24 protein-coding genes and 1 tRNA gene are annotated in these 21215 nt (G+C 66.7%); 4 read left to right on the top strand and 21 right to left on the bottom strand.

What is annotated here, in order from left to right; translation table 11 throughout:
- Positions 1–64: 64 nt before the first annotated feature.
- The 4 genes from ACWEQG_RS11475 to ACWEQG_RS11490 form a co-directional block, all read right to left on the bottom strand.
- Entirely contained in the window at positions 65–1000 is a 936-nt protein-coding gene (locus ACWEQG_RS11475) for an anti-sigma factor family protein (protein ID WP_452283809.1), read from the bottom strand.
- Positions 997–1509: a sigma-70 family RNA polymerase sigma factor gene (locus ACWEQG_RS11480; RefSeq protein WP_256862628.1), complete on the bottom strand. Its 513-nt coding sequence runs from the start codon at positions 1507–1509 to the stop codon at positions 997–999. The genes ACWEQG_RS11475 and ACWEQG_RS11480 overlap by 4 nt, the downstream gene beginning before the upstream one ends.
- Positions 1510–1570: 61 nt before the next feature.
- Positions 1571–2251, bottom strand: coding sequence for an LmeA family phospholipid-binding protein (locus ACWEQG_RS11485; RefSeq protein WP_452283811.1), 681 nt, complete (start codon positions 2249–2251; stop codon positions 1571–1573).
- 40 nt (positions 2252–2291) lie between these two features.
- Positions 2292–2540: a MoaD/ThiS family protein gene (locus tag ACWEQG_RS11490; protein ID WP_169987494.1), complete on the bottom strand. Its 249-nt coding sequence runs from the start codon at positions 2538–2540 to the stop codon at positions 2292–2294.
- Positions 2541–2786: 246 nt separating this feature from the next.
- Between ACWEQG_RS11490 and ACWEQG_RS11495 the strand changes: the two genes are divergently transcribed.
- Complete coding sequence (locus tag ACWEQG_RS11495) at positions 2787–3500, top strand: winged helix-turn-helix transcriptional regulator (protein ID WP_346227418.1); 714 nt, start codon at positions 2787–2789, stop codon at positions 3498–3500.
- A 40-nt stretch (positions 3501–3540) separates the two neighbouring features.
- Here the strand turns inward: ACWEQG_RS11495 and ACWEQG_RS11500 are convergent, their stop codons facing one another.
- A complete protein-coding gene (locus ACWEQG_RS11500; protein WP_452283813.1) occupies positions 3541–5331 on the bottom strand; it encodes a bifunctional metallophosphatase/5'-nucleotidase in 1791 nt (596 codons plus the stop codon).
- 130 nt (positions 5332–5461) lie between these two features.
- Here ACWEQG_RS11500 and mshD point away from each other — a divergent pair, with 130 nt between their 5' ends.
- A complete protein-coding gene (mshD, locus tag ACWEQG_RS11505) occupies positions 5462–6352 on the top strand; it encodes a mycothiol synthase (RefSeq protein ID WP_452283815.1) in 891 nt (296 codons plus the stop codon).
- Between the two features lie 55 nt (positions 6353–6407).
- On the opposite strand, the gene ACWEQG_RS11510 is transcribed toward mshD, so the two are convergent.
- The 3 genes from ACWEQG_RS11510 to dcd form a co-directional block, all read right to left on the bottom strand.
- Positions 6408–7406: an inorganic phosphate transporter gene (locus tag ACWEQG_RS11510; protein ID WP_363461428.1), complete on the bottom strand. Its 999-nt coding sequence runs from the start codon at positions 7404–7406 to the stop codon at positions 6408–6410.
- Positions 7407–8024 (bottom strand): DUF47 domain-containing protein, encoded by a 618-nt coding sequence (locus tag ACWEQG_RS11515; protein WP_169987386.1) that lies wholly within the window; start codon positions 8022–8024, stop codon positions 7407–7409.
- 156 nt (positions 8025–8180) lie between these two features.
- Positions 8181–8756, bottom strand: a complete 576-nt coding sequence (gene dcd / locus ACWEQG_RS11520) for a dCTP deaminase (protein ID WP_346227414.1) — start codon at positions 8754–8756, stop codon at positions 8181–8183.
- A gap of 119 nt (positions 8757–8875) precedes the next feature.
- On the opposite strand from dcd, the gene ACWEQG_RS11525 reads away from it, so the two are divergent.
- A tRNA-Gly gene (locus ACWEQG_RS11525) sits at positions 8876–8949 on the top strand.
- 101 nt (positions 8950–9050) lie between these two features.
- Here the strand turns inward: ACWEQG_RS11525 and ACWEQG_RS11530 are convergent.
- From ACWEQG_RS11530 to ACWEQG_RS11570, 9 genes are all read right to left on the bottom strand, one after another.
- The gene (locus tag ACWEQG_RS11530; protein ID WP_452283817.1) at positions 9051–10382 is read right to left on the bottom strand and encodes a tyrosine-type recombinase/integrase; all 1332 of its coding nucleotides are present in this window, start codon (positions 10380–10382) and stop codon (positions 9051–9053) included.
- The gene (locus ACWEQG_RS11535) at positions 10382–10588 is read right to left on the bottom strand and encodes an excisionase family DNA-binding protein (protein ID WP_452283819.1); all 207 of its coding nucleotides are present in this window, start codon (positions 10586–10588) and stop codon (positions 10382–10384) included. The genes ACWEQG_RS11530 and ACWEQG_RS11535 overlap by 1 nt, the downstream gene beginning before the upstream one ends.
- A gap of 13 nt (positions 10589–10601) precedes the next feature.
- Entirely contained in the window at positions 10602–12215 is a 1614-nt protein-coding gene (locus tag ACWEQG_RS11540) for a replication initiator (RefSeq protein WP_452283821.1), read from the bottom strand.
- Positions 12212–12403, bottom strand: a complete 192-nt coding sequence (locus tag ACWEQG_RS11545) for a hypothetical protein (protein ID WP_452283823.1) — start codon at positions 12401–12403, stop codon at positions 12212–12214. Before ACWEQG_RS11545 ends, ACWEQG_RS11540 begins: the two co-directional genes overlap by 4 nt.
- A complete protein-coding gene (locus ACWEQG_RS11550) occupies positions 12400–13821 on the bottom strand; it encodes an FtsK/SpoIIIE domain-containing protein (RefSeq protein WP_452283825.1) in 1422 nt (473 codons plus the stop codon). Before ACWEQG_RS11550 ends, ACWEQG_RS11545 begins: the two co-directional genes overlap by 4 nt.
- Before the next feature lie 86 nt (positions 13822–13907).
- Positions 13908–14210 carry a hypothetical protein gene (locus tag ACWEQG_RS11555; RefSeq protein ID WP_452283827.1) on the bottom strand — a complete coding sequence of 101 codons (303 nt, stop codon included), beginning with the start codon at positions 14208–14210 and terminating at the stop codon, positions 13908–13910.
- Positions 14207–14629, bottom strand: coding sequence for a plasmid replication, integration and excision activator (locus ACWEQG_RS11560; RefSeq protein WP_452283829.1), 423 nt, complete (start codon positions 14627–14629; stop codon positions 14207–14209). The genes ACWEQG_RS11555 and ACWEQG_RS11560 overlap by 4 nt, the downstream gene beginning before the upstream one ends.
- 117 nt (positions 14630–14746) lie before the next feature.
- Complete coding sequence (locus tag ACWEQG_RS11565; RefSeq protein ID WP_452283831.1) at positions 14747–15436, bottom strand: GntR family transcriptional regulator; 690 nt, start codon at positions 15434–15436, stop codon at positions 14747–14749.
- A 277-nt stretch (positions 15437–15713) separates the two neighbouring features.
- Positions 15714–15998: a hypothetical protein gene (locus tag ACWEQG_RS11570; protein ID WP_079315398.1), complete on the bottom strand. Its 285-nt coding sequence runs from the start codon at positions 15996–15998 to the stop codon at positions 15714–15716.
- A 350-nt stretch (positions 15999–16348) separates the two neighbouring features.
- Between ACWEQG_RS11570 and ACWEQG_RS11575 the strand changes: the two genes are divergently transcribed.
- On the top strand, positions 16349–17644 hold the full coding sequence (locus ACWEQG_RS11575; RefSeq protein ID WP_452283833.1) for an XRE family transcriptional regulator: 1296 nt from the start codon (positions 16349–16351) through the stop codon (positions 17642–17644).
- Between the two features lie 39 nt (positions 17645–17683).
- Here the strand turns inward: ACWEQG_RS11575 and ACWEQG_RS11580 are convergent, their stop codons facing one another.
- The 4 genes from ACWEQG_RS11580 to ACWEQG_RS11595 all read right to left on the bottom strand — a co-directional run bounded on the left by ACWEQG_RS11580 (position 17684) and on the right by ACWEQG_RS11595 (position 21208).
- Positions 17684–19078: a hypothetical protein gene (locus ACWEQG_RS11580; protein ID WP_452283835.1), complete on the bottom strand. Its 1395-nt coding sequence runs from the start codon at positions 19076–19078 to the stop codon at positions 17684–17686.
- A gap of 222 nt (positions 19079–19300) precedes the next feature.
- Positions 19301–19876: an HNH endonuclease signature motif containing protein gene (locus ACWEQG_RS11585; RefSeq protein WP_452283837.1), complete on the bottom strand. Its 576-nt coding sequence runs from the start codon at positions 19874–19876 to the stop codon at positions 19301–19303.
- Between the two features lie 664 nt (positions 19877–20540).
- Entirely contained in the window at positions 20541–20966 is a 426-nt protein-coding gene (locus tag ACWEQG_RS11590) for a type II toxin-antitoxin system VapC family toxin (protein WP_452283839.1), read from the bottom strand.
- On the bottom strand, positions 20963–21208 hold the full coding sequence (locus ACWEQG_RS11595; protein WP_191055146.1) for a hypothetical protein: 246 nt from the start codon (positions 21206–21208) through the stop codon (positions 20963–20965). Before ACWEQG_RS11595 ends, ACWEQG_RS11590 begins: the two co-directional genes overlap by 4 nt.
- Positions 21209–21215 lie beyond the last annotated feature (7 nt).

Below are 21215 nucleotides of genomic sequence, written 5' to 3' on the forward strand. Positions count from 1 at the left end.
CTGCCATCACGGTGTGCAACCGTACGCCCGGTAAGGCTGATTCCCGTACCAGATCACGGGAAGGTCACAGCGTGGCGGTCACCAGGACGCGGCCGCCCGAGTCGGCGAGCTCGATCCGGTCGATCTGGCCCGGCCGCAACGCCGTCGAGCCTTCGAGGACCATCTTCTGCCCGCGGTATTCCCCCGCTCCCACGGTCCAGCTGCCGAGGGCCGAGACCGTGCCGTCCTTCGCGACCGCGCGCAACGTGCAGACTGTGCCCGCGGGAACTCCCGCGACCCTGGCGACGACCTGCGTCCCGCCGTCCTGCGGGACGAGCCGTACGGCGATGCGCGCGTCGCCGCTGCGCCCGCGGGCCTCGGGCGGCGCCGTGACGGTGGCCTCCGCGGGCGGGTCCTCCACCTTCTTCGCCACGGCGCCCGGCGACCGCTCGGGTCCCGGCGACGACGCGGCCGGCTCCCGCAGGTCGAAAAGCCGCTGCTCCGGCACGTCCTGCTGCGCCGCGGGCGCCTGGCCGGCGGCCGCCGAGTCGGCGGCCCCGCCCACGGCGCTCTGCGTGGCCGGCGCCGCGGCGACCGATGCGGCGTCGTCCGAGACGTCCTGCGCCGCCGACAACCACGCCGTGCCGCCCACCGCCGCGACCACGACGGACGCGGCGAGCGCCAGCAGCACCCGGGACGGGCGCTTGCGGCCGGCGGGCGGGACCGACGCCGCCGCGACCTCGGGAACACCCTCGGGAACGCTCTCCGGAACACTCTTGGAGACACCCGAGACGACACCCGCGACGACGCCGTCGAGCACGGCGCGCGGCGGCGCCGCGGCGCGCTCGATGTCCTCGGCCGACACACGGGCCAGCAGCGGCGGCAGGCCGGACAGCTCGGCCAGCTCCGCCCGGCACGCCGCGCAGGTCTCCAGGTGGGCCTCGACCTCGGCGGTCTCCTCGGCGTCGAGCGCCCCCAGCACGTACACGCCGAGTGAGATCCGCACCTCCTCGCAGGTCATGGCGCCAGCCCCCGTTCCTCCAGGGCGAGTTTCAGCGCCCGGAGGGCGTAGTAGGTCCGCGACTTCACCGTGCCCGGCGGGATGCCGAGGATCTCCGACGCCTCCTTCACCGATCTCCCCCGGTAGTACGTCTCCAGGAGCACCTCGCGGTGCTCCGCCCTGAGCGAGGCCAGCGCCTCGGCCACCCCCCACGACTCGACGGCCCGTTCGAGCTCGTCGTCGGCGGGCAGCACGGCGAGCGCCTCGTCCCCCGTCTCCTGCGGCCTGGACTTGCGGGCCCGGTGCTGGTCGACGACGAGGTTGCGGGCGACGGTGAACAGCCACGCGCGAACCGGGCGTCCCTGGAGCCCGGAGGGATGCCGCCAGGCCCGAAGCAACGTCTCCTGCACCACGTCCTCCGCCCTGCCCGGATCACCGGTCAACCGCAGCACGTAGCCGTACAGCGGCCCTCCGTGATCCTCCCAAAGTGCGCGTATGAGCTCCTCGTCGGCGGTTCCGGCTGGACTCACATCCTCATCACGTACGCCGGGACCCGGCGGTTCAGCGGTGTGACGATCGTCACGCGGGCCCTCAGCGGAGGGGGACATCGGACGCGGTGCCCTGCACCGCGAGCCCTTCGCTCGTGGACTTCACCCGGGTGATCCTGAGGTTGAGCGGCAGGTCCTTCACCGGCACCGTGAACGAGATGAGCCGCTCGGGGTTCGGCACGGGGATGCCGCCGGCGATCTTCACGTTGGTGGGCGTGAGCCGTATCGCGCCCTGCACGACCTGGATCTTCAGGTCGGCGGTGACCGGCACCTGGTTGCCGAGCACGCTCACATTGCCCGAGACGCGGAGCGCGTCGTCGCCGGTGCCCTCGACCTTGATGCCGCGGGGGGCGCGGGCCGACAGGGTCTCCCGGGAGATGACCACGGTCCCCGTCACGCGCTCGGCCCGGATCTCGGTGGCGGCGGCGTTCTGGATCAGATCGGAGAGCGGGGCGGTGACGCCGTACAAGGTGGCGTCGATGCGCTCGAGCCGGATGCCCTCCCGCTCCACCTCGCCGATGCCGATGGCGATCTCCTCGTACCGGCCCGAGAGGGCCTGGGTGAGGAACGGTATGCCCTTCACCTGCACCGACGGCGTCTGTGCCAGGTCGTACTTCGCTTCGACCTGCCGGGCGATCTCACGCTGCACCCCGACCACGGCGACCCGGTCGAGCACGACGAGCAGGATGGCCAGCAGGGTCACGGCCACGACCAACTTGCGCATCCGACTCCTCCGAAGGCGCCTTTGTGATCAGAGTAGTGCCTCATCCCCCGGCGAAGGGAGGTAAAACCTCGACCACGGCACCCTCGGGCAGGTCGATCGCCGCCGGATCGCGCGTACCCGCCGGGGCGCCGTCGACGAGGAAGGAGCACCGGCGCAGCACGCGCTCGACGGCCGGGTCGCGTGAGACCTGCGCGAGCAGGTCCCCCAGTGTCTCGGCGTCGAACGCCTCCTCAGGCACGCCCGCGGCATCCTTCGCCGCCGCCCAGTAGCGGATCGTTCCCCTGGCCATGACGCGCCGCTCCCCTCGATTCCCGGCCACCCGCCGGTAGCTCTCCGTCACCGTCACGTTACGGCGGTAAAGCACGTGACGTGTTGTTCACACGGGTGACGCTCATTGGACGCAAACTTCGTGTGGGCTACCCTACGAATTATGGACTCGGGCGATGTGGCCCCCGGGTCCTTACGTGTTTGTACGGCTGTCGCGGTTTCCAGTGCTGCAAACGGCGCCGAGCCGACATGGTGCGAGGAGGCTCATGTGAGCAATCTGCTCCTGCTGACCAACGCTCTGGAGCCGTCGGCGGAGGTGCTCCCGGCCCTCGGACTGCTGCTTCACTCGGTGCGGGTCGCGCCCGCCGAGGCCTCCGCGCTGATCGACACGCCCCCGGCCGACGCCATCCTGGTGGACGCGCGCCGCGAGCTCGTGCAGGCCAAGAGCCTGTGCCGGCTGCTGCGGACGACCGGCGTCACCTCCCCGCTGATGGCGATCGTGACCGAGGGCGGTCTGGCGGCGATGTCGGCGGAATGGGGTGTCGACGACGTGCTCCTCGACACCGCGGGACCGGCGGAGGTCGAGGCCCGGCTGCGCATGGCGGTGGGACGGCTGGCGCTGGCCGCCGCCGAGGAGGTCCCCGACGAGATCCGCAGCGGCGACCTGACGATCGACGAGGCGACCTACACGGCCCGGCTGCGCGGGCGCGCGCTGGACCTCACGTTCAAGGAGTTCGAGCTGCTGAAGTACCTCGCCCAGCACCCGGGCCGGGTCTTCACCCGGGCCCAGCTGCTGCAGGAGGTCTGGGGCTACGACTACTTCGGCGGCACCCGGACCGTGGACGTGCACGTAAGGCGCCTGCGGGCCAAGCTGGGCGCCGAGTACGAGGCGCTCATCGGAACGGTCCGCAACGTCGGCTACCGCTTCGTCCCCGACCGTGGCGGCGAGCAGCAGAACGAGGCCGAACCCGCTCGACGCTGATGGCCCGCCCCGACGGGGGCGGGCCACCGCGTTTCGCCGGTTACCTGACGAGGTTGATACGGCCGGTCGCCGGCGGGGCGATCGGCGAGTGCGCGCCCATGTAGGCGACGAACGCGTCGATGTCCAGCGGCCCGCTCCACAGGTCGGTGCCCTGGGTGAAGACGCTGAAGCCGTCACCGCCGCCGACGAGGAAGTTGTTGGCGGCCACCCGGATCTGCTGGGCGTCGGTCACCGCGGTCCCGTTGATCTTGATGTCGGAGACCCGCGAGCCCACCGGCTTCGTCGTGTCGAAGGTGTAGGTCAGCGACGCGGACGGCTGGAGGATCCGCTGCGTGATGCCGCCGGTCACCGGGTCGACCGTCCAGATCTGCTGCTCCAGCAGCGCCTTCAGCTGGGCCCCGTTGAGCGTGACGACCTGCATGAGGTTGTTGAACGGCTGCACCTGGAAGGCCTCGCCGTACGTCACGACGCCGTCGCCCTCGGAGCCGCTCTGCGCGTAGGTCAGGTCGGTCCGCACGCCGCCCGGGTTCATCAGCGCGATCTCCGCGTTGCCGCCGTCCTTCGTCGCCTCCAGCTGCGCGTCGGCGATGAGGTCGCCGAGCGGGGTCTCGCCCACGTTGCTGCCGCGCCCGATGTTGGCCGTGATCTGGCCGACCGGCTTGTTCGCGACGGTCGAGACCCGCTCCTGCCAGGTCTTGATGTACGCCTCGGTGTCGGCGTCCGGGGTGACGGTGCGCGTCACCACGTTGTTCTTCGCGACGACGCTGGAGCGGACGATGTCCTTCGTCTTACGGTCGACCCGGAAGTCGATCTGCGTGATCGCGCGGCCGAACGACGAGCCCTGGGTGTAGACGCGGTCCTGGCCCGCCGGGTCCTTCACCTTGCAGACGTACGCCTGGTGGCTGTGGCCGCTGATGACCAGGTCGATCTGCGGGTCGAGGCCCTTGGCGATCCGCGAGCCGTTGCCGGGGACGACCGGGCACGAGCTGGGGTCCTGGTTCGGGGTGATGTTGTCGCCCTCGTGGACCAGCACGACCTGTGCCTTGACGCCGTGCTTGGCGAGCTCCTTCGACACCTTGTTGGCCGCCGCGACCTCCTCGGTGAACTGCAGGCCCTTGATGCCGGCGGCGGTGACGATGTTCGGGGTGGTCTGGGTCACCAGGCCGATGAAAGCGATCTTCACGCCGTTGATCTTCTTGACGTAGAAGGGCGGCAGGGCGTAGTCGCCCTTGCCCTCCTTGATCACGTTCGCCCCGAGGTAGTCGAAGCTCGCGCCCTTCCACTCACCGGCGGGGGAGCAACCGTCGACGGGGTGGCAGCCGCCGTTCATGATGCGGTTGAGCTCGTCGATGCCCTCGTCGAACTCGTGGTTGCCGGCCGAGGAGGCGGTCAGGCCGAGCGTGTCGAGCAGGGCGACGGTCGGCTCGTCGTGGTAGGCGGCGGACAGCAGCGGCGAGGCGCCGATGAGGTCGCCCGCGCCGACCAGGAGGGTGTTGGGGTCGCGCAGCTGCTTGAGGTGCGCGGCCAGATAGGAGGCGCCGCCCGCGATCGAGTACTTCCCGTTGGGGAGACCGGTCTGCGTACCCTTGGCGTCGTCGGTGAGCGGCCCGTTCGGGTCGAGGATCCGGGAGCTGGACCCGGTCGGGGGCTCGAGGTTGCCGTGGAGGTCGTTGATGGTCAGCAACCGGACGGGGACGGAGGGGCCGGGCTTCTTGTCGTGCTTGCCGGCTTGGGGAGAGGGAGATGCGGCGGCCGTGCCCATCGTGAGGGCCGCGACGCCCACCACGGCGGCGCCGGCGACGGCCAGTCGCGTCAGGGATGCTCGGGTCATGACCTCCGACAGTAGAGCGGGGACCTGAGCGGGAAATTGCGCAGAGATAACGATTCAGGGAGGGAACGCATGGCGTCTATTGCCGAAGCCCGGTACGGGAATCGCCTGTCCTTCACCTATCGTGCCAGACATGGACGTACGCGTGGAGATCACGGAACGGCTCGATGACGAGCAGGTGGCGGCGGTGCTCGCCCTGGTGGAGGCGGCCGCCGAGGCCGATGGTGTCGGTCCGCTCAACGAGCACGTGATGCTCCAGGTGCGCCACGGCTCCGAGCCGGGCGCGAGAGCCGTACTGCTGTACGCGGACGGGAACGTCGCGGGCTTCGCCCACCTCGATCCGGCGGACCCCGAGGAGGGGCCCAGCGGCGAACTCGTGGTGCATCCCGCCTTCCGCCGGCGCGGCCTGGGCCGGCGACTGCTCGGCGCCGCGCTGGAGGCGAGCGGGGGCCGGCTGCGCCTGTGGGCGCACGGCGACCTGCCCGGCGCCGCCCGTCTCGCCGCGAGCGCGGGCCTGGCCCGGGTGCGGTCGCTGTGGCAGATGCGCCGCCCGCTGTCGGAGCCCCTGCCCGCCGCCGTCCTCCCTGAGGGCGTACGGCTGCGCGCGTTCGAGCCCGGGCGCGACGAGAAGGCGTGGCTCGCGCTCAACGCCCTGGCCTTCGCCACCCACCCCGAGCAGGGCTCGTGGACGCTCGACGACCTCGAACTGCGGGAGCGGGAGGCATGGTTCGACCCCGCCGGCTTCTTCCTCGCCGTACGGGGAGACGCGCTGGCGGGCTTCCACTGGACCAAGGTGCACGACGGCGACGAGCCGATCGGTGAGGTCTACGTGGTGGGGGTCGCGCCCGGCGAGCGCGGCACGGGCCTCGGCCGGGCGCTGACCCTCGCCGGGCTCGCCCACCTGCGCGCGCTCGGCCTCGGTCACGTCATCCTCTACGTGGACGAGGAGAACGCCGCGGCGGTCCGGCTGTACGAGTCGCTCGGCTTCACCCGGTGGAAGACCGACGTGATGTACCGGCGGTGAACGCCGACGGGCCGGTCCCCTTCCGAGGGCCGGCCCGTCTGTGGAGAAGTGTCCTCTATCCCAGGATGAGATTGAGGATGAAGTAACCGATCGCGGCCACGACGGCCGCGGCCGGAATCGTAAGGACCCATGCGGTCACGATGTTGCCGGCGATGCCCCACCGCACGGCCGACAGCCGCTTGGTGGCGCCGACGCCCATGATGGCGCTGGTGATCGTGTGCGTGGTCGAGATCGGCGCGCCGAACCCGATGGCCGCCGTGTAGAGGACGCCGGCCGCCGCCGCCTCGGCCGCGAAGCCCTGCGGCGGGTCGAGGTGGATGATCCTGCGGCCCAGCGTGCGCATGATGCGCCAGCCGCCGGCGTACGTGCCGAGGGAGATCGCCAGCGCCGACGCGGTGATGACCCACTCGGGGATGTCCGAGTTCTGGGGGACGTACCCTCCGACGACCAGCGCGAGGAAGATCACGCCCATCGTCTTCTGCGCGTCCTGCAGGCCGTGGCCGAGGGCCATCCCGGCCGCGGACACCGTCTGGGCGTACCGGAACCCCTTGCCCGCCTTGTGGGGATTGGCCTTGCGGAAGATCCACAAGATCGCGATCATGATGAGCGCGCCCAGGAAGAAGCCCACGACCGGGGACAGCACCATCGGGATGACGACCTTCTCGACCACCCCGCCCCATTTCACGGCCTCGGTCGCGGCCAGGGCCGAGCCGATCAGGCCGCCGATGAGAGCGTGACTGGAGGACGAGGGCAGGCCGAAGTACCAGGTGATGAGGTTCCAGACGATGGCCCCGATCAGTGCGGCGCCGACGATGATCAGGCCGTGCCTGCCGTCCGGAGGAGCGATGATCCCCTTGCCCACGGTCGAGGCGACCGACGTGCCCAGATGCGCGCCGATGAAGTTCATGACCGCGGCCATGAGCAGCGCCAGCCGGGGTGTCAGAGCGCGGGTCGAGACGGAGGTGGCGATGGCGTTGGCCGCGTCGTGGAAACCGTTGGTGTAGTCGAACACCAGCGCGATGACGACCACGCCGATGACAAGCGCGAGCTCCACTTAGCTTTCCTTGACCGCGATCGACTCGATCGTGTTCGCGACGTGCTCGAAGGCGTCGGCCGCGAGCTCGAGCTGCTCGATGACCTCGCGCATCTTCATCACGGTCAGCGCGTCGTACTCGCCGCTGAACAGCTTCGCCAGCAGCCTGCGGTAGACCTGGTCGGCCTGGTTCTCGAGTCGGTTGATCTCGATCCAGTACTCGTTGAGGTGCTGCATCCCGCGCAGGCGCGGCATCGCGTCCGCCGTGAGCTCAGCGGCCCGTTCGAGGACCTCCACCTGGCGTACGACCTCTTTGGGCAGGTGGTCGATCTGATACAGGACGATCAGGTCGGCCGCGGCCTCCATGTAGTCCATCACGTCGTCGAGATTCGACGCGAGGCGGTAGATGTCCTCACGGTCGAAGGGCGTGATGAAGCTCTCGTTCAACCGGTTCATGATCGCGTGAGTGCGCTCGTCGCCCGCGTGTTCGCAGGCGCGCATCTTCTCGGCCAGAGCCTCCCGGTCCGAACCGTCGCTGATGATCTCGACCAGCAGACGCGATGCGGTGACGAGGTTGTTCGCCGAGTCGGCGAACAAGTCGTAGTAGCTGTCCTCACGGGGCGTGAGACGCAGGCGCACGTCGTTTCTCCAGATGTGCGGGGACGGTCCGCAGAGAAGGGTACGGGTTACCAGTGGAAATGCGAAGTTCAGGCCGTACAAGCCCGCTTGTAACCTACTCTTCCCCTTCCCGCTGCCCAGAACGGCTCCCGTGACACACTTGTTGCCTCAGACGCTTCAGATCTTGGTGCGGTGGAAGTTCAGGAACGATCTGCTCGGCGTCGGCCCCCGCTGCCCCTGGTAGCGCGAGCCGTACCGGTCCGAGCCGTACGGGAACTCGGCGGGCGAGCTGAGCCGGAACATGCAGAGCTGCCCGATCTTCATCCCGGGCCACAGCTTGATCGGCAGTGTGGCGACATTGGACAGTTCGAGTGTGACATGTCCCTCGAAACCGGGGTCGATGAAGCCGGCCGTCGAGTGCGTCAGCAGGCCCAGCCGCCCCAGGCTCGACTTGCCCTCCAGCCGCGAGGCGATGTCGTCGGGCAGGCTGATCACCTCGTACGTGCTGGCGAGCACGAACTCGCCAGGATGCAGGATGAACGGCTCGTCGCCGTCCGGTTCCACCTGCCGGGTGAGATCGGGCTGCTCGATCGCGGGGTCGATGTGCGGGTAACGATGGTTCTCGAACACCCGGAAGTAGCGGTCCAGTCGCACGTCGACGCTGGACGGCTGGATCATCGCCGGGTCGTAGGGGTCGAGCTTCACCCTGCCCGACTCGATCTCGGCACGGAGGTCACGATCGGAAAGCAGCACGGGTGCAAGGCTAGTAGGCCATTTCAGCGGCAGGTGTCGCGGATCTTCGCGTCGGGACTGCAGGAGCACGCCCTGTATCCGCTACAGTAGGGGCAGCGACAGGCTCCACAGCCGGTCACGCGGGTGTAGTTCAATGGCAGAACATCAGCTTCCCAAGCTGACAGCGCGGGTTCGATTCCCGTCACCCGCTCCACTCACGAAGGCCCAGGTCAGGGACAGATTCCCAACCCGAGCCTTGATTCTTTCTGCGGCTCTTTGATCTTCTCGTGCCATTAGCGTGCCATTAGCCCTTGGTCAGCTCACCGGAGCCAGCAGCCCGGCCGGGTCGTCGCCCTCGTCGTCGTCGCGCCGGATGATCTGCCGGTCGATGGCATCCGTGATCGTCTTGTCGGCACCGCGTACGGCGTGCTGATAGATCATCGCGGCTCGGACGTTGTCGTGACCCATCCGGGCCATGAGGTCCTTGAGCCCCGCACCCGACTCGGCCGCGAGCATGTTTCCGGTGTGACGCAGATCATGGAAGTGAAGGCCAGGGAGACCCATCTCCTTGACCACATCCACCCAGCGCGTACGGGTGTTGAAGCCGCTACGCCGCAACGGGCCACCCTTAGCACCGGGGAAGAGGAGCGCGCCCGGATCGTCCTGGACGTAGGTCGCCAGGTGCTCACGCAGGGCCGGAGTGATGCCTTGGGGGATGCCGACCACTCGCCGACCCGCCTTGGACTTGGGCGGCCCGAGAACCAGTTCCCCGGTGGAGCGTTCGACGAAGGCCGCCCGAACACGCACGGTCCCGGCGTCCAGGTCGAGGTCACTGCGACGAAGGGCGCTCACCTCACCCCATCGCAGACTGGCGAAGGTGGCGAGCAGCACCAGGGCGCGGAAACGTCTGTCCTGAGTGCAGTCGGCCCGGCCGTCCATGCCCATCGCCCAGAGCGCTCGTTCGGCGTCCGCGCGAGTCCGGAAGACCTCGGGATGAGTGCGCATCTCGCCATGCCGCTGGAAGCGCAGCCGGTACGCCCCGTTCTTGAGCTTGCGGACATTGCCGACAGGACGACGGCCAACCCGGTCCGCCAGGTCGAATACCTGAGCGACAGTGAGCACCGGACGCTCTTGCGCATGCTCGTCGCCGGCCCCGCGGATCCGGCATGGGTTGCGCGGGATGATGTGGTCCTCCTCGGCCGCCGTCATCAGCACGGCCCGCAGCAGCCGGTACGCCTTGGCCGCGACCGACACGGAGACGCCGTTGCCGAGCAGGTCGGCCCTCCACTGCCGAATCATGGCCGTCGAGAGCTTGCCGAGCTGAACACCGCCGAGGTGCGGAGTGATGTGCTTGTTCAGCAGCCACCTATAGAGATCGACAGTGCGGGGACGCAGGCCGGGACGCTGGGATATCCAGTTCTCGGCATAGTCGCGGAGCTTGACCTTGCCGCGATCGGGGTCGGTCCACTCCCCCTTGATGATCTGTGCTTCAACGAGGGACAGGGCCCGCTCGGCGTCACCCTTGCGTTCGTAGGTCTCGGACCCCGAGCGGATCTGTCCGTCCGGGCCGGGATAGCGGATTTGGTAGCGCCCGGACGGGAGCTTGCGGATGTTGCCGAAACGGCGGTGACCGTCCTTGTTGGCCATCAGGCCGCCCTCCCGGTGACGTCATGGGCCGTCAGCGGCGCGACCGTGCTCGCGACGACGAAGGCGGTCAACGCGGACTCGGAGATGCGGACGTGGCGACCGACCTTCACGAACTCGATGCGCCGTTCGGCCACCAAGCGGCGGACGAAGCGGACCGAGGTGTTCAGGCGGGCCGCCGCTTGCGGGACAGTGAGCAGTTGATCCAAGGTGGTCCTCCTTTCACGCGGCGGACTGAGTTGCCGAAAGATCTCGACCCTCTGCTTGGGCTTGGAGCTGGTTCATGTGGTTGCGCCAGCGCTGGCGTTCGTGGACCGAGCGCAGGAGCCGGACGCCGATGGGGGCCAACTCGGGATCACCGGGCTTGACCGGCCGCCAGATGTAGCGGTGGGGATCGACCGGCTCGTCAGGCAGGCCGAGCGCTTCCAGGACCCAGGTGCGCCGGTCTTGCTTGTGCTCCGTGAGGGTCTTGTTCGACCACTTCCGTGAGACGAGGACGCGTCGGCCTGCGTAGCCGAGGTGATCGGGCTTGTGTGCCTTGCCCTTGCACCGCCCAGGGGCCATGCCGGGCTTGGCGCCTTTGGGCTGGACGCCGTACCGCAGCCAGTTCGGGCACGTCGGAGAGCAGGGTTCGAACCGCAGGGCGTCGAGCAGCCGTTCGGCGTGTGCCTTGCGGCGTGGGTCGTCGGTGCCGAGGGCGTCGCCGAGGCTCTTGGTGAGGTGCTTGGACAGGTACTGGATGAGCTGGTCGGCGTCCGGGGTTCCGGCGAGGACGCTTTGTATGTCGAGCTGGTCGCCGAAGCGGAGGACGTGCAGGGGTTCGGCCTCGTCGTCCTGGTCGAGCTTGTCGAGGGCCTGTTCCCAGGTCGGCAGCAGTTCCCCGGTGGCGGGGTCGAGGTAGCCGGTCCCGTCCTCCCACACGGGCAGGTGGTCGCCCTCGAAGCGGACTTCGTCGGTCGGGGGCCACCACACTTGGTGGTAGGTGGCGACGATGATCTGCCGCAGTTCCGCACGGGGCAGGGTGCCGCGGATCGCCATGTGCAGGTGCGGGGCGAGCCGCTTTTGCGGTTCGACGGTGGCGAAGTACTGCACGTCATATCCGGCGACCCGGCGGAGGTTCTGCACGAAGCGGTCCACGAGCTTGGAGAAGTGCAGTGCGTCGCGGGCCGCCCGCGCGTAGTCGTACCGGTCCGGGTCGAGGGGCGCACCCTCCAGCACCCGCCCGTAGGAGGGCAGCGTGAGCGTGACGAACATCGACGGCCGGTAGACCTTGCCGTCCGAGCCGGTGAAGGTCCGCCCGAGCGTGGTCTTGGTCATGTGCCGCTTGGGCAGGTCCGGGGCATCCTGCCGCCGCTTCGTGGAACGGGATCGCTTGCCGGAGGTGCGGCCGAGGACGTTGCCGCGCATGCCCGCGGCGTTGATGTCCTCGTCCAGGTCCTCGATCGCGGCGTCCAGGTCGGTGGTGTCGCCGCCGGCCTTTTCCACCTCGTCCCGCCACGTCTGCGCGTCGGCCCGCAGCTCCACGAGGTGACGCTGATACTCATCGGCGTTGTCCGGAAGGTTCACCGGCTCGGCTTCCAGGTGCCAGCCCTCCCGGCACTGCGCCCGCCGAAGCTGCCGGTTGCGCTTGGCACACGGCGGGCACTTGCTCTCCAGCGTCGCCCCGCATGGCACGTCGACCACTTCGACTTGCCCGGTGAGGATGTCCTGCCGCCGCAGCGGCACCGGCCGGATGCAGACGCCGTACTGCTTGGCGATCTCTTCCACAACCTCACGGGCCAGCGGTTGAGCCATCCGCACGGCGCGAGGTGTGGAGCGGTCATGCGGGTTGGTCACCGGTCACCGTCCCAGGAGCCGAGGGGGTCGAGGAGGTCGGCCGGGCCGAGGCCATCGACCATCACCGCGGCCTTTTCGCCGCACTCGTGGCACTCGACGATGCCGCGCACCGGATCGAGCCACAGCACATCGAGCGCCCCGCAGCCCGAGCAGCGCAGGCCGTCGAGGACGTGAGCCAGGCGCATCATCGGCCCTCCCCCGCGAACTCGGCGACCATCGAGCGGATATCCGTGTCGGAGACGTAGGCGGCCCGGACTCGCACCGGATCGGGTGAGGTCTCCAAGCGGATGTAGCCGACGCCCGCGCCCAGCTCGGGAACCGGTGAGATGTGATCAGCGAGGGCTCCCCGGTCGCGGGCACCGTCGCCGAGAACCATGTCCACCTGCTCGGACTCGTCCAACCGGAGCGCGATCTTGTCGGGAAACAGGTTGCGGATGTTCATGACCTCCTTGCGGGGGTCCTGGAGCGCGGCCATGACCCCGACGCCGACCGCCCGGCCCTGCGTGGTCAGGGTGGCCAAGGCCGCCGTGATCCGCTGACGGAGTTGCTTGTCCGGTTGGTAGGCGGTCAGGAACGCCACCTCATCCACGAGCACCAGGACGAACGGGTCGCTGGGCGTGGATGTGTGTGAGCGCTGGAGGCCGGCGAACCGGTCGGCCCGCTCCTGCATCACCAAGACCGCCTCGTCGAGCAGGTCGGCGCACTCCTTCGGATCGGCCGCGTACCGGGAGCCGAACAGCGCGCGGCCGAAGGACAATTCCATCCGCTTGGGGTCGAGCGCCCACACCTGTACCAGGCCCGCCCGCATCGCCGGGAGAAGCCCGCGGATTGTCGACCACAGGTAAGAGCCCTTACCGGCCCCGGTCGCGCCCGCGATCAGGACATGCGTGCCATGGACCTTCAGCCGCAAGGGTGTGCCGTCCTCGCACCGCCCGATCTCGACCGGCCCCACCGAGGCGACCTCGGGCACCGGCAGCGCGGGCAGTGGCTCGGCGAGCGGATCGCGCCGGGGGAAGGTGAGCACGAGCCGCCCGGCCCGAGCAATCGCGACCCGGCAGGAGGGCGCGCCGAAGCCGTGGGCCAGGTGCTCGATGCGGTCGGCCCAGTCCGTGACGGCCTGGCCGTTGAGCATCTTCACACTGACGCGGTCGGCCCAGCCGTCGCACTCGACACGGATCAGGCGGGGCAGGTAGTCGCGTCCTCGGATGTGCCGTCCGAGGCCGGAGACGACCATGACCGGTTGCCAGTGCCGCCGGTAGACGGAGACGAGTCGCCACCAGGCCAGCAGGGGCCAGCCGACCATGCGCAGGAACGAGGCCCGATCCAGCAGCGCCCACGACAGCCCGGCCGAGGGCAGGAACCCGGCCATCACCAGGGCCAGGCGCCAGCCGTACAGGGTCCAGATCACCCCGAGGCCGACCGGCACGGCCACCGCGACCGGATGCCGAACCACGAGGCGGACCAGGCCCGTGAGCAGGCGGGATAGCCAGATCACGAGGGTGACGATGGCGGGGGTTTGCATGACGGCCGGGCGGAAGACCACGGCGGTGTCTGGGGTGGTGGAGACGAGGTTGCGTGCCTCGTCGCCGGGAAGTTTCTTGAACATTAGGCTTGGTGTCCTCTCAGGCATTGGCGTGTGTGAGAGATCCCGGGGGCCGCTGGAATGCCAGTTCCAGCGGCCCCGCTCGTGTGTCAGGCCGCCGTGTCCGTGGCCTGGGCGTGTTCGGCGTGCAGTCGTTCGCAGTCGGCCAGGTACCGCGCGGCGGCGTTGAAGATCTCCCTGGCGATCTCCAAGTCCTCGGTGGTGACCGGCCCGGCCCCGGTGGTCGAGACCGTCACGTCCGCCTCGTCGGACTCCAGGACCAAGTACGGCCGCCCGGACTCCAGCGCCCGAGCACGCGCCCGAGTGATCGAGGCGTAGAACGAGATCCCGATGCGCGGACGTTCGCCGGGGTCGATCGACATCGACAGGTGCGTATACGGCCGCCCGGTCACGCCGCCGCCTCCTTACCGCCCGCGTGTCCGGACTTGGCCGAGCCTGTCCGAGGCGGACGCATGTCCCGGACGCGGATGGAGTAGGCCAGGCGGCCGTTTCCGTTGACGTACGGGGTGACGGTGACGCCGTCGAACTCGACCGGCGTGAAGGGCAGGCCCGCGACCGGGGCCGGAGGCACCGGCTGGAGGGGCGCGATGATCTTTACGGCGACGGTCTTTTGAGCGGGCTTGACCTGGGGGTCGGCGTCCATGACGGCGATCTGCCAGACCAGTTCGCCGCTCTGCTTGTCGCGCGCCTGCACGAATCGGCCGTTGGTAGAGGCGTCGAAGTCCTTGACCGCCTCCACCTCACCGACGAGGTAGCAGCCGTGCGGGAAGACCATGTCGAAGCTGACGGGGATCGGACCTTGTAGAGCCATTGGACACCTTCCTCTCTCGACTGATAGGCACTTAACCTATCGAGTGCCTTGAGCATAAGAGAGCCCACTTGCTAGGTCAAGTGCCTAAGCTAAGTGGGCTCCGAAGGTGAGGCGTTCCTACCCGATGGGATAGGCATCCTCCAGCTCGTGACGGTCGGCAGGCAGCACGACAGCCAGCACGGCAAGGGGCCGGCCACCGGGGTCACGTACAGCCGCATAGACGTCGAGGACCGGCGTGTTCTTGGTCATGCCGAGCTGCTTGACCTCTTCAGAGGCAGGCATCCGGGCCGTGATCTGCTCGATGACGTGATCGAACCGCACGCCCTTACGCGCCTGGATATGCTCGCGGATGCCCTGGGCCAGCGGCTCGGCGCTCGTGAGGTTCGTCCCCTCCGACAGGTCCAGGGGCAGCCACAGCGAGACGATCTCGGAAGGCTCATCGCCGCGTGAGACCAGTCGGCGACGGAGGAACGCCTTACTCTTGGGCGATAGGTCGAGCAGAGCGGCGATCCTGTTCGGTACGGCTACCGCGCCAACTTCCAGCAGTTCGGCCGAGGGTGTCTCGGCGCTGGTGAGGTAAGCGTGGCCGGGCCGAGGTTGTTCGAGCGAGGCGAGGGCGGGGCGGCCCCGCACGAAACGGCCCTTGCCCTGCTGGGACTCGATCCAGCCCTGTTCCCGAAGCACGCGCAGGGCCGCTACGACGGTCGGACGGGAGACGCCGAACTCATTGATGAGCTGATTCTCGCTCGGCAGGAGGGTTCCGGGAGGGTAGTCCCCCGCTTCGATACGCCGCTGAAGCGTCTGCACAAGCTGTGCATACTTCGGAGGCACGGACTCTAGAGACATCACGACCGTCCAGCAGCCGACAGGTTGTTTTACCAAGTTTGAGCCTAGACCGGCTCGATGCTTCTGTCACCTCGTTCGGCTGCACTCGCAGTCCGGGAGGAGAGGTCCGGCAGGACCACACGGGGGGACACGGGGGCGAGTCACTGTGGCCCTGCCGGAGATCAAGAGCGCGACGAAGCAGGGATTGATGGCTGCCGACCGCGCCCCGCCGTCGACTCACTGCCTCGCCGCGCCCGCTCTAACGGCAGATGTAGGCGGCTATCGCCTTCGCGGCGCCCTCCAGATCGGACACCGGGTGCCGCCTGCCTGCCGAGTTCCATGAGTAGTACTGGCCGCCGTAGCCAACGAAGACCCACACCGGCATGCCCCGCCCACTCGGCGGGTTTACCATCAGCGCCGTGTTGTTGTCGCGCAGCTCAGCGTTGATGCTGAGCCGGGTCAGCGCGTCACGCAGTCGGATGAGCTTGTCCGCCTCGTCGCTTCGGTTCATGTAGGCCACCGCCGCAACCTCGATCGGGTTCATGTTCCGCTCCCTTCGGCCCGGCCGTTTCCGAGGCAGTCGAGGCACTCCCGCTCCCCACCCGAGTCGCGATCGTCACTGGTGTCGCCGCCGACGACGAGCTGACGGCGTGAATGGCACTGCTTGGTGCCACGTCCCCGACACGAAGGACAGGGTCTTGCCTCGCTGTTCTCGTCTGGCCGGGTCACCGTCGCCATCTCCTCGTTCATCCGGCGTTCCCTGTGGCGGGAAGCCGCTTGACGTACCGTGGTTGGTTGATGGCAAGTCCACCGGCAAAGCGAGCGCGATAGGACCCCCGAAAAGCCCCCCTCTTAACCCCCTGATGACCCCCCCGACGGGAGGAAGACCCCGAGATGCCAGACAGCATCCCGAATGTCCAACTCCGCGCATGGCGCAACGCGCAACAGCTCACCCGCGCCGAATTCGCCGAGCGGATCAACCGGACCCCTGTGGGCATCAAGGAACGTCTCGCCGTCGATGAAGAACGCATCAGGCGATGGGAGGCCGGCGAAGTCTCCTGGCCTCGTGCCCCATTCCGGCTCGCGCTGACTCAAGCCACCGGACTACAGCCCGAAGATCTCGGCTTCTCTCCCACAAAGAGAGGCAGCGGCAATAGCCGCCTCATCGAGGCACACATCATGCCGGTCGACGCGCTGCGGGCCGAGGCCGACCTGTACGGCACGATGGAACTCGCGCAGCAGCTCCAGGCGTCCGATGTCGGAACCGGCACCCTCGAAGCCCTCGCCGAGGCCGTCGACCTCCTGTGCCGCGCCTACCCCGTTGTTCCCGCCGCGACATTGCGCGACCGGACACAAAAGCGCCTCGCCCAGGTAACCCGGCTCCTGTCCGGCAGGATCACACTCGACCAGCACCGCGAATTACTGGTCATCACCGGATGGCTTACCGCCCTGCTCGGCTGCGTCCATTACGACCTGGGCGAGCGCGAAGAAGCCGAGACCGCCCGTCAGGCCGCCTACGAGATGGGCCGCCAGGTCGGGCACGGCGAACTCATGGGCTGGGCACACGAGATGTCCGCATGGTTCGCCCTTGTCGAAGGCCGATACGAGGACGTCGTCACCGCCGCCCGCCAGGGCCAGGCCCTCGCCGGCCAATCCAGCGCACAGGTACAACTCACCTTGCAAGAAGCCCGCGGATTGGCCCGCATCGGCGATCGCCGCGAGGCAGACAAGGCGCTCTCACGCGGAGCCGACATCCTCGCCAAACTGCCGCTACCCGAGAACCCGGATCACCACTTCGTGTTCGACCACGCCAAGTGGGTGTTCTACGCCGCCACCGCCTACACCTGGCTTGAGGACAACGACCGGGCCGAGGAACACGCACTGGAGACCATCCAGATGCACACCCGCCCGGACGGCACCTCAAACGCTCCTATGCGGGTCGCCGATGCTCACATAGATCTCGGCATCGTCCACGCCCGACGTGGAGACCTTGACGCCGCCGTCGAGCAAGGCATGGCCGCATTTGACATCGAACGCAAGTCCCTCACCGACCTCGTTAACCGGGCTGGAGATCTCGACCGCGTCCTACGTCAACGTTATCGGCGTGAGGCCCTGGCGGAGGAGTTTCACGATCGTTATCTGATGGCCCGGCGGGCACTCGCTAGCCGACGTCCTGAATTTCTAGATTAGAGCGAGCGCTTCAATTAGAAGCCAAGAGATCAGTTAATGCTATTTGCTCTGCGCATCCAAAATGACCTCCGTAGCAAGAAGTCTGATTAGCTGTACATCGGGCCCTAACATTTCCGCCTCATCGCTTCGAGGAAGAAGCACACGCTCATTCACAAAGCGAGGGTCATCTTTAGCATGAACGATGCGATTTCGAATTTTGTAGATGCGACTAGCAACCTGATCCAAGATGTCCCTGTTGCCGTTATCGGGATTCAACGGCTCTACACCCTTGATGGGGCCTCTCTTGGTGAAGTGCTCTCCCCAGCCTCCGGATGCGAGGAAGTCGACTACGCGATCCCGCCTTACACATTCAGAGATCAGCGTAGAGAAGTGGCTAGCCTCGTCCGGCCTAGTGGAAGCTTCAACTACCGCCAATATGCGCACCAGATCTTCATCTCGCGATCTATCGAAGAGAGGATCAGTCAACTCCTTTCGCATTCGACGGATTGCGCTCTTGCGAGCCGCAATAGGAATAAAGTACTCAAGGCTCTGATAGTAAGAGAGAAAGGCAAGCGGCCAGTTGCCGACAGCCGAGCCAGCGAAGTTAAAAAGCGAAGCTACTTCGTGACGAACTTCCGTCTCAGGGAAACGCACAGTTGGCAAACGTTGCTCATGCCCTCCATTCCCGATGCGAGATGACAAGAACTCGCGTCTCTCTAAATTCAGCACCAGCTTATTTCTGATATCTAGCTCGTACAGGAACGACTGTATGAGCCGTTCCGAATCATGTAGTAGCTGCTCCTTTGGCATAGAACGCTGAAAATCTAATTTGATGCTGCCCACAAACCTATCCAGGCCGCTTCTGAACCGGGGGTAAAACAGCAGGGCGAGAGGAGAGATATTAGATATCTCCATACATACGGTCAGGGCTGCATCGTGCACATGGACGCGCGGACTCTCACGCGCTTCCCTATCAGAGTAGAGGATTCTAGCCTTGAGCGATGGCAGCGCTCGCGCAGGATCTGAGTGAACACAAGGAGAACCGCCCTCGGCAGAGAGCTTCGAAATTCTAGCACCTACAATATCGGGGCGCCGCATGCTATTCACGACGACTAGCTCGACTACCCCTCTTGAAGGTGCAATATACCCTCGATAGACAGGATGTTCCTCGAAGTCCCACGCCAATTGCTCTCTGAGATCTGCGACAGAATAACGAGGCAGCTCAACGGGCCCTTGGAACCGCGATTCTTGCTTTTCCGGCACAGAGAACTGAAGGCTCAATATAGAGTAGGAGACAAACGCATATCCGATACGACTTAATTCCGATATAACTTGCTTTTCGTCATCCGAGATAGCGGGCCTATAGATCTTTCTTACTCTTCCAGAGCCATCTCGCATCTGGACATCGCCATCTGCAACATCATCCTCAGACGCCTGCGACATGTCGTCAGTCACCGAACTTCCTCTGAGTCAAAGCAGTACGATCAACCACAGTTTTGCTACCAGAGAAACAAGGCGGCTGCATCAACCTCCTGCTTTCGTTGCCGAATTGTGCTTACAAGGATCAAGGGCGGCGCTACGCGCCGCCTCGCGGCCCGTCGCCCGCTCGGCGGCCGGGCATGCGGCCTGGGGGCCGGTCCCGGCCGCCGGCAGCTTGGGCCTCCGCGAGAGCGGCTCTCACCAAGCCTGAGCCCAGATTCGAGCCTCGACAATCTCAACCTCCGCCAGCAACCCATCAAGGCTTGAAACCGCCCGGCGATGCGGTGTGCGATCGTCAGCGAAGTGCGCGGCCGCAAACTGCCACTCTGTCGGATTGGCCAACGCATCAGCTCGGGCCAAATCGTATGCGGTCCTAAACTCGTTCCAATGCGTGCTGATAGAGGGATGTCGAGTTCGTGCGATCAGCCCGTCCAGCTTCTCAATAAGCTCTTGGCCCATACGGCTAAATACAAGCGCTTTGTCGAAGACCAACCCGGTCCCATCCCCGAGCATCGCCTTCAACTCGCCAGCCATTTCGCGAATTCTTTCGATACGCAGATACTTAAGGCCTGGAGGCAGCACATCACCGTGCTCGCTGGCCATGCGCTCTTCATGCTCACGCTTAATAGACAGGAGGCGAGAAATAGGCCACAATGCGACCTGATCATCTATGATCTTGTGATCCCTGCGACATAGAAGAATTAGATTGTCGTAGTGATCTATATCTCCTTGATAATCGGGATCGCCTCTAGGCCCATCGGGCTTCTGCGCCACAATGTGGGCTTCCTCTCCCACAACCGAGGGATCGTCGCGTTGGTCGCCAGCTGGAACAACTAGCCGTTGCCTACAGATAGAACAGCGTCCACCCGCTAGGCCCCAAAGTACCCGACGGGTCTTGTCTGTGATCGACACAAGAACACTGTATTCCGCGCAGTCATCAGCTGACAGCACTTCAGTGAATAGCCAGCGAGGTGACTACGGGGATCAGTTACTACCCGCCTCCGGCGGGGGCGCTCCGGCTCCGGGGTGATCACCAAAGGCCTGCTCGCCATGGCCGACCGTAGCTGGCTGAGGTAGGGGCCTGATCGCCCCGCCCGCCATCGACCCGGGACAAGCCGAGCAGACCAAGGCTGCCGGGTCCAGGTCGTTCGTCCAGTTGGGCGCTCCACCTGGACCCGGCAGCCTTGGCCCGCTTCCCCTTCGGGCGGGTCGACGGCGGACGGGGTGATCAGAAGACGGAGGCGTGCGCACCGCGCGGGTAAGGCCAGGTCACGGGCTGATCGTCGTGCCATTAGCGTGCCATTAGGCAGGGTGACGAGGGGGCAACCACGGTCACTCATGACCGGCTTCACGCCCAGCTCAGCGCCCCTACGGGCCATGATCCATGCAATTCCCAAGCTGACAGCGCGGGTTCGATTCCCGTCACCCGCTCCAAGATCTAAGCGAGCACCTCCGGCAGCAGCCTGAACGAGGCCACATGTCGGGGCCGGATCAGGCCGAAATCGCGCCGGTCAATCGTCGCGATTTGTGTGATTCCCAGACGCTCGGCGATTGCGACCACGGACACATCGGCAGGGTCGAGACGAGCATCTTTGTAAAGCCGGACGAGTTCGGCCATACGTCGTACGTCAGCGGCAAGCAGATCGACCAGCTCGAACTCCTCGGTCACAAGATCGAGGAACCGCGCATGTACAGCAGGTCCCATATGCCTGTTGATCGTCCAACCAGCCTCGATCAAGATGGTCGAAGGAAGAAGCAACGGCCCTTCCAACTGCTCAAGGAGACGCACGCATGAGGCATGGTGCTTGTCATCGCGATCGACAACGGCGATCAGCGGCCCTGTGTCCAGGAGCGTAGCGGTCACACCGACCGATTGAACCGCTCCGCCAGCAGATCTTCGACCCGTTCGGACAGATCGCCCTCTCCGGATGCGCCGATCCCAGCGATAGACAGCCGACGACGCCGTACCGGCTCGGGCAGGTCCTCGTTCGCGGCCTCAGCGAGTTCCGGGTCTGTCCTGACCAATCGCAACAGCCGACCCGCCTGGTCCGGCGACAGCCGATCCACCAGGTGATGAAGCTCCTCATGCGCATGCCCAGCGCTCATGCTCCGA

The sequence above is a fragment of the Microbispora sp. NPDC004025 genome (assembly GCF_053604425.1).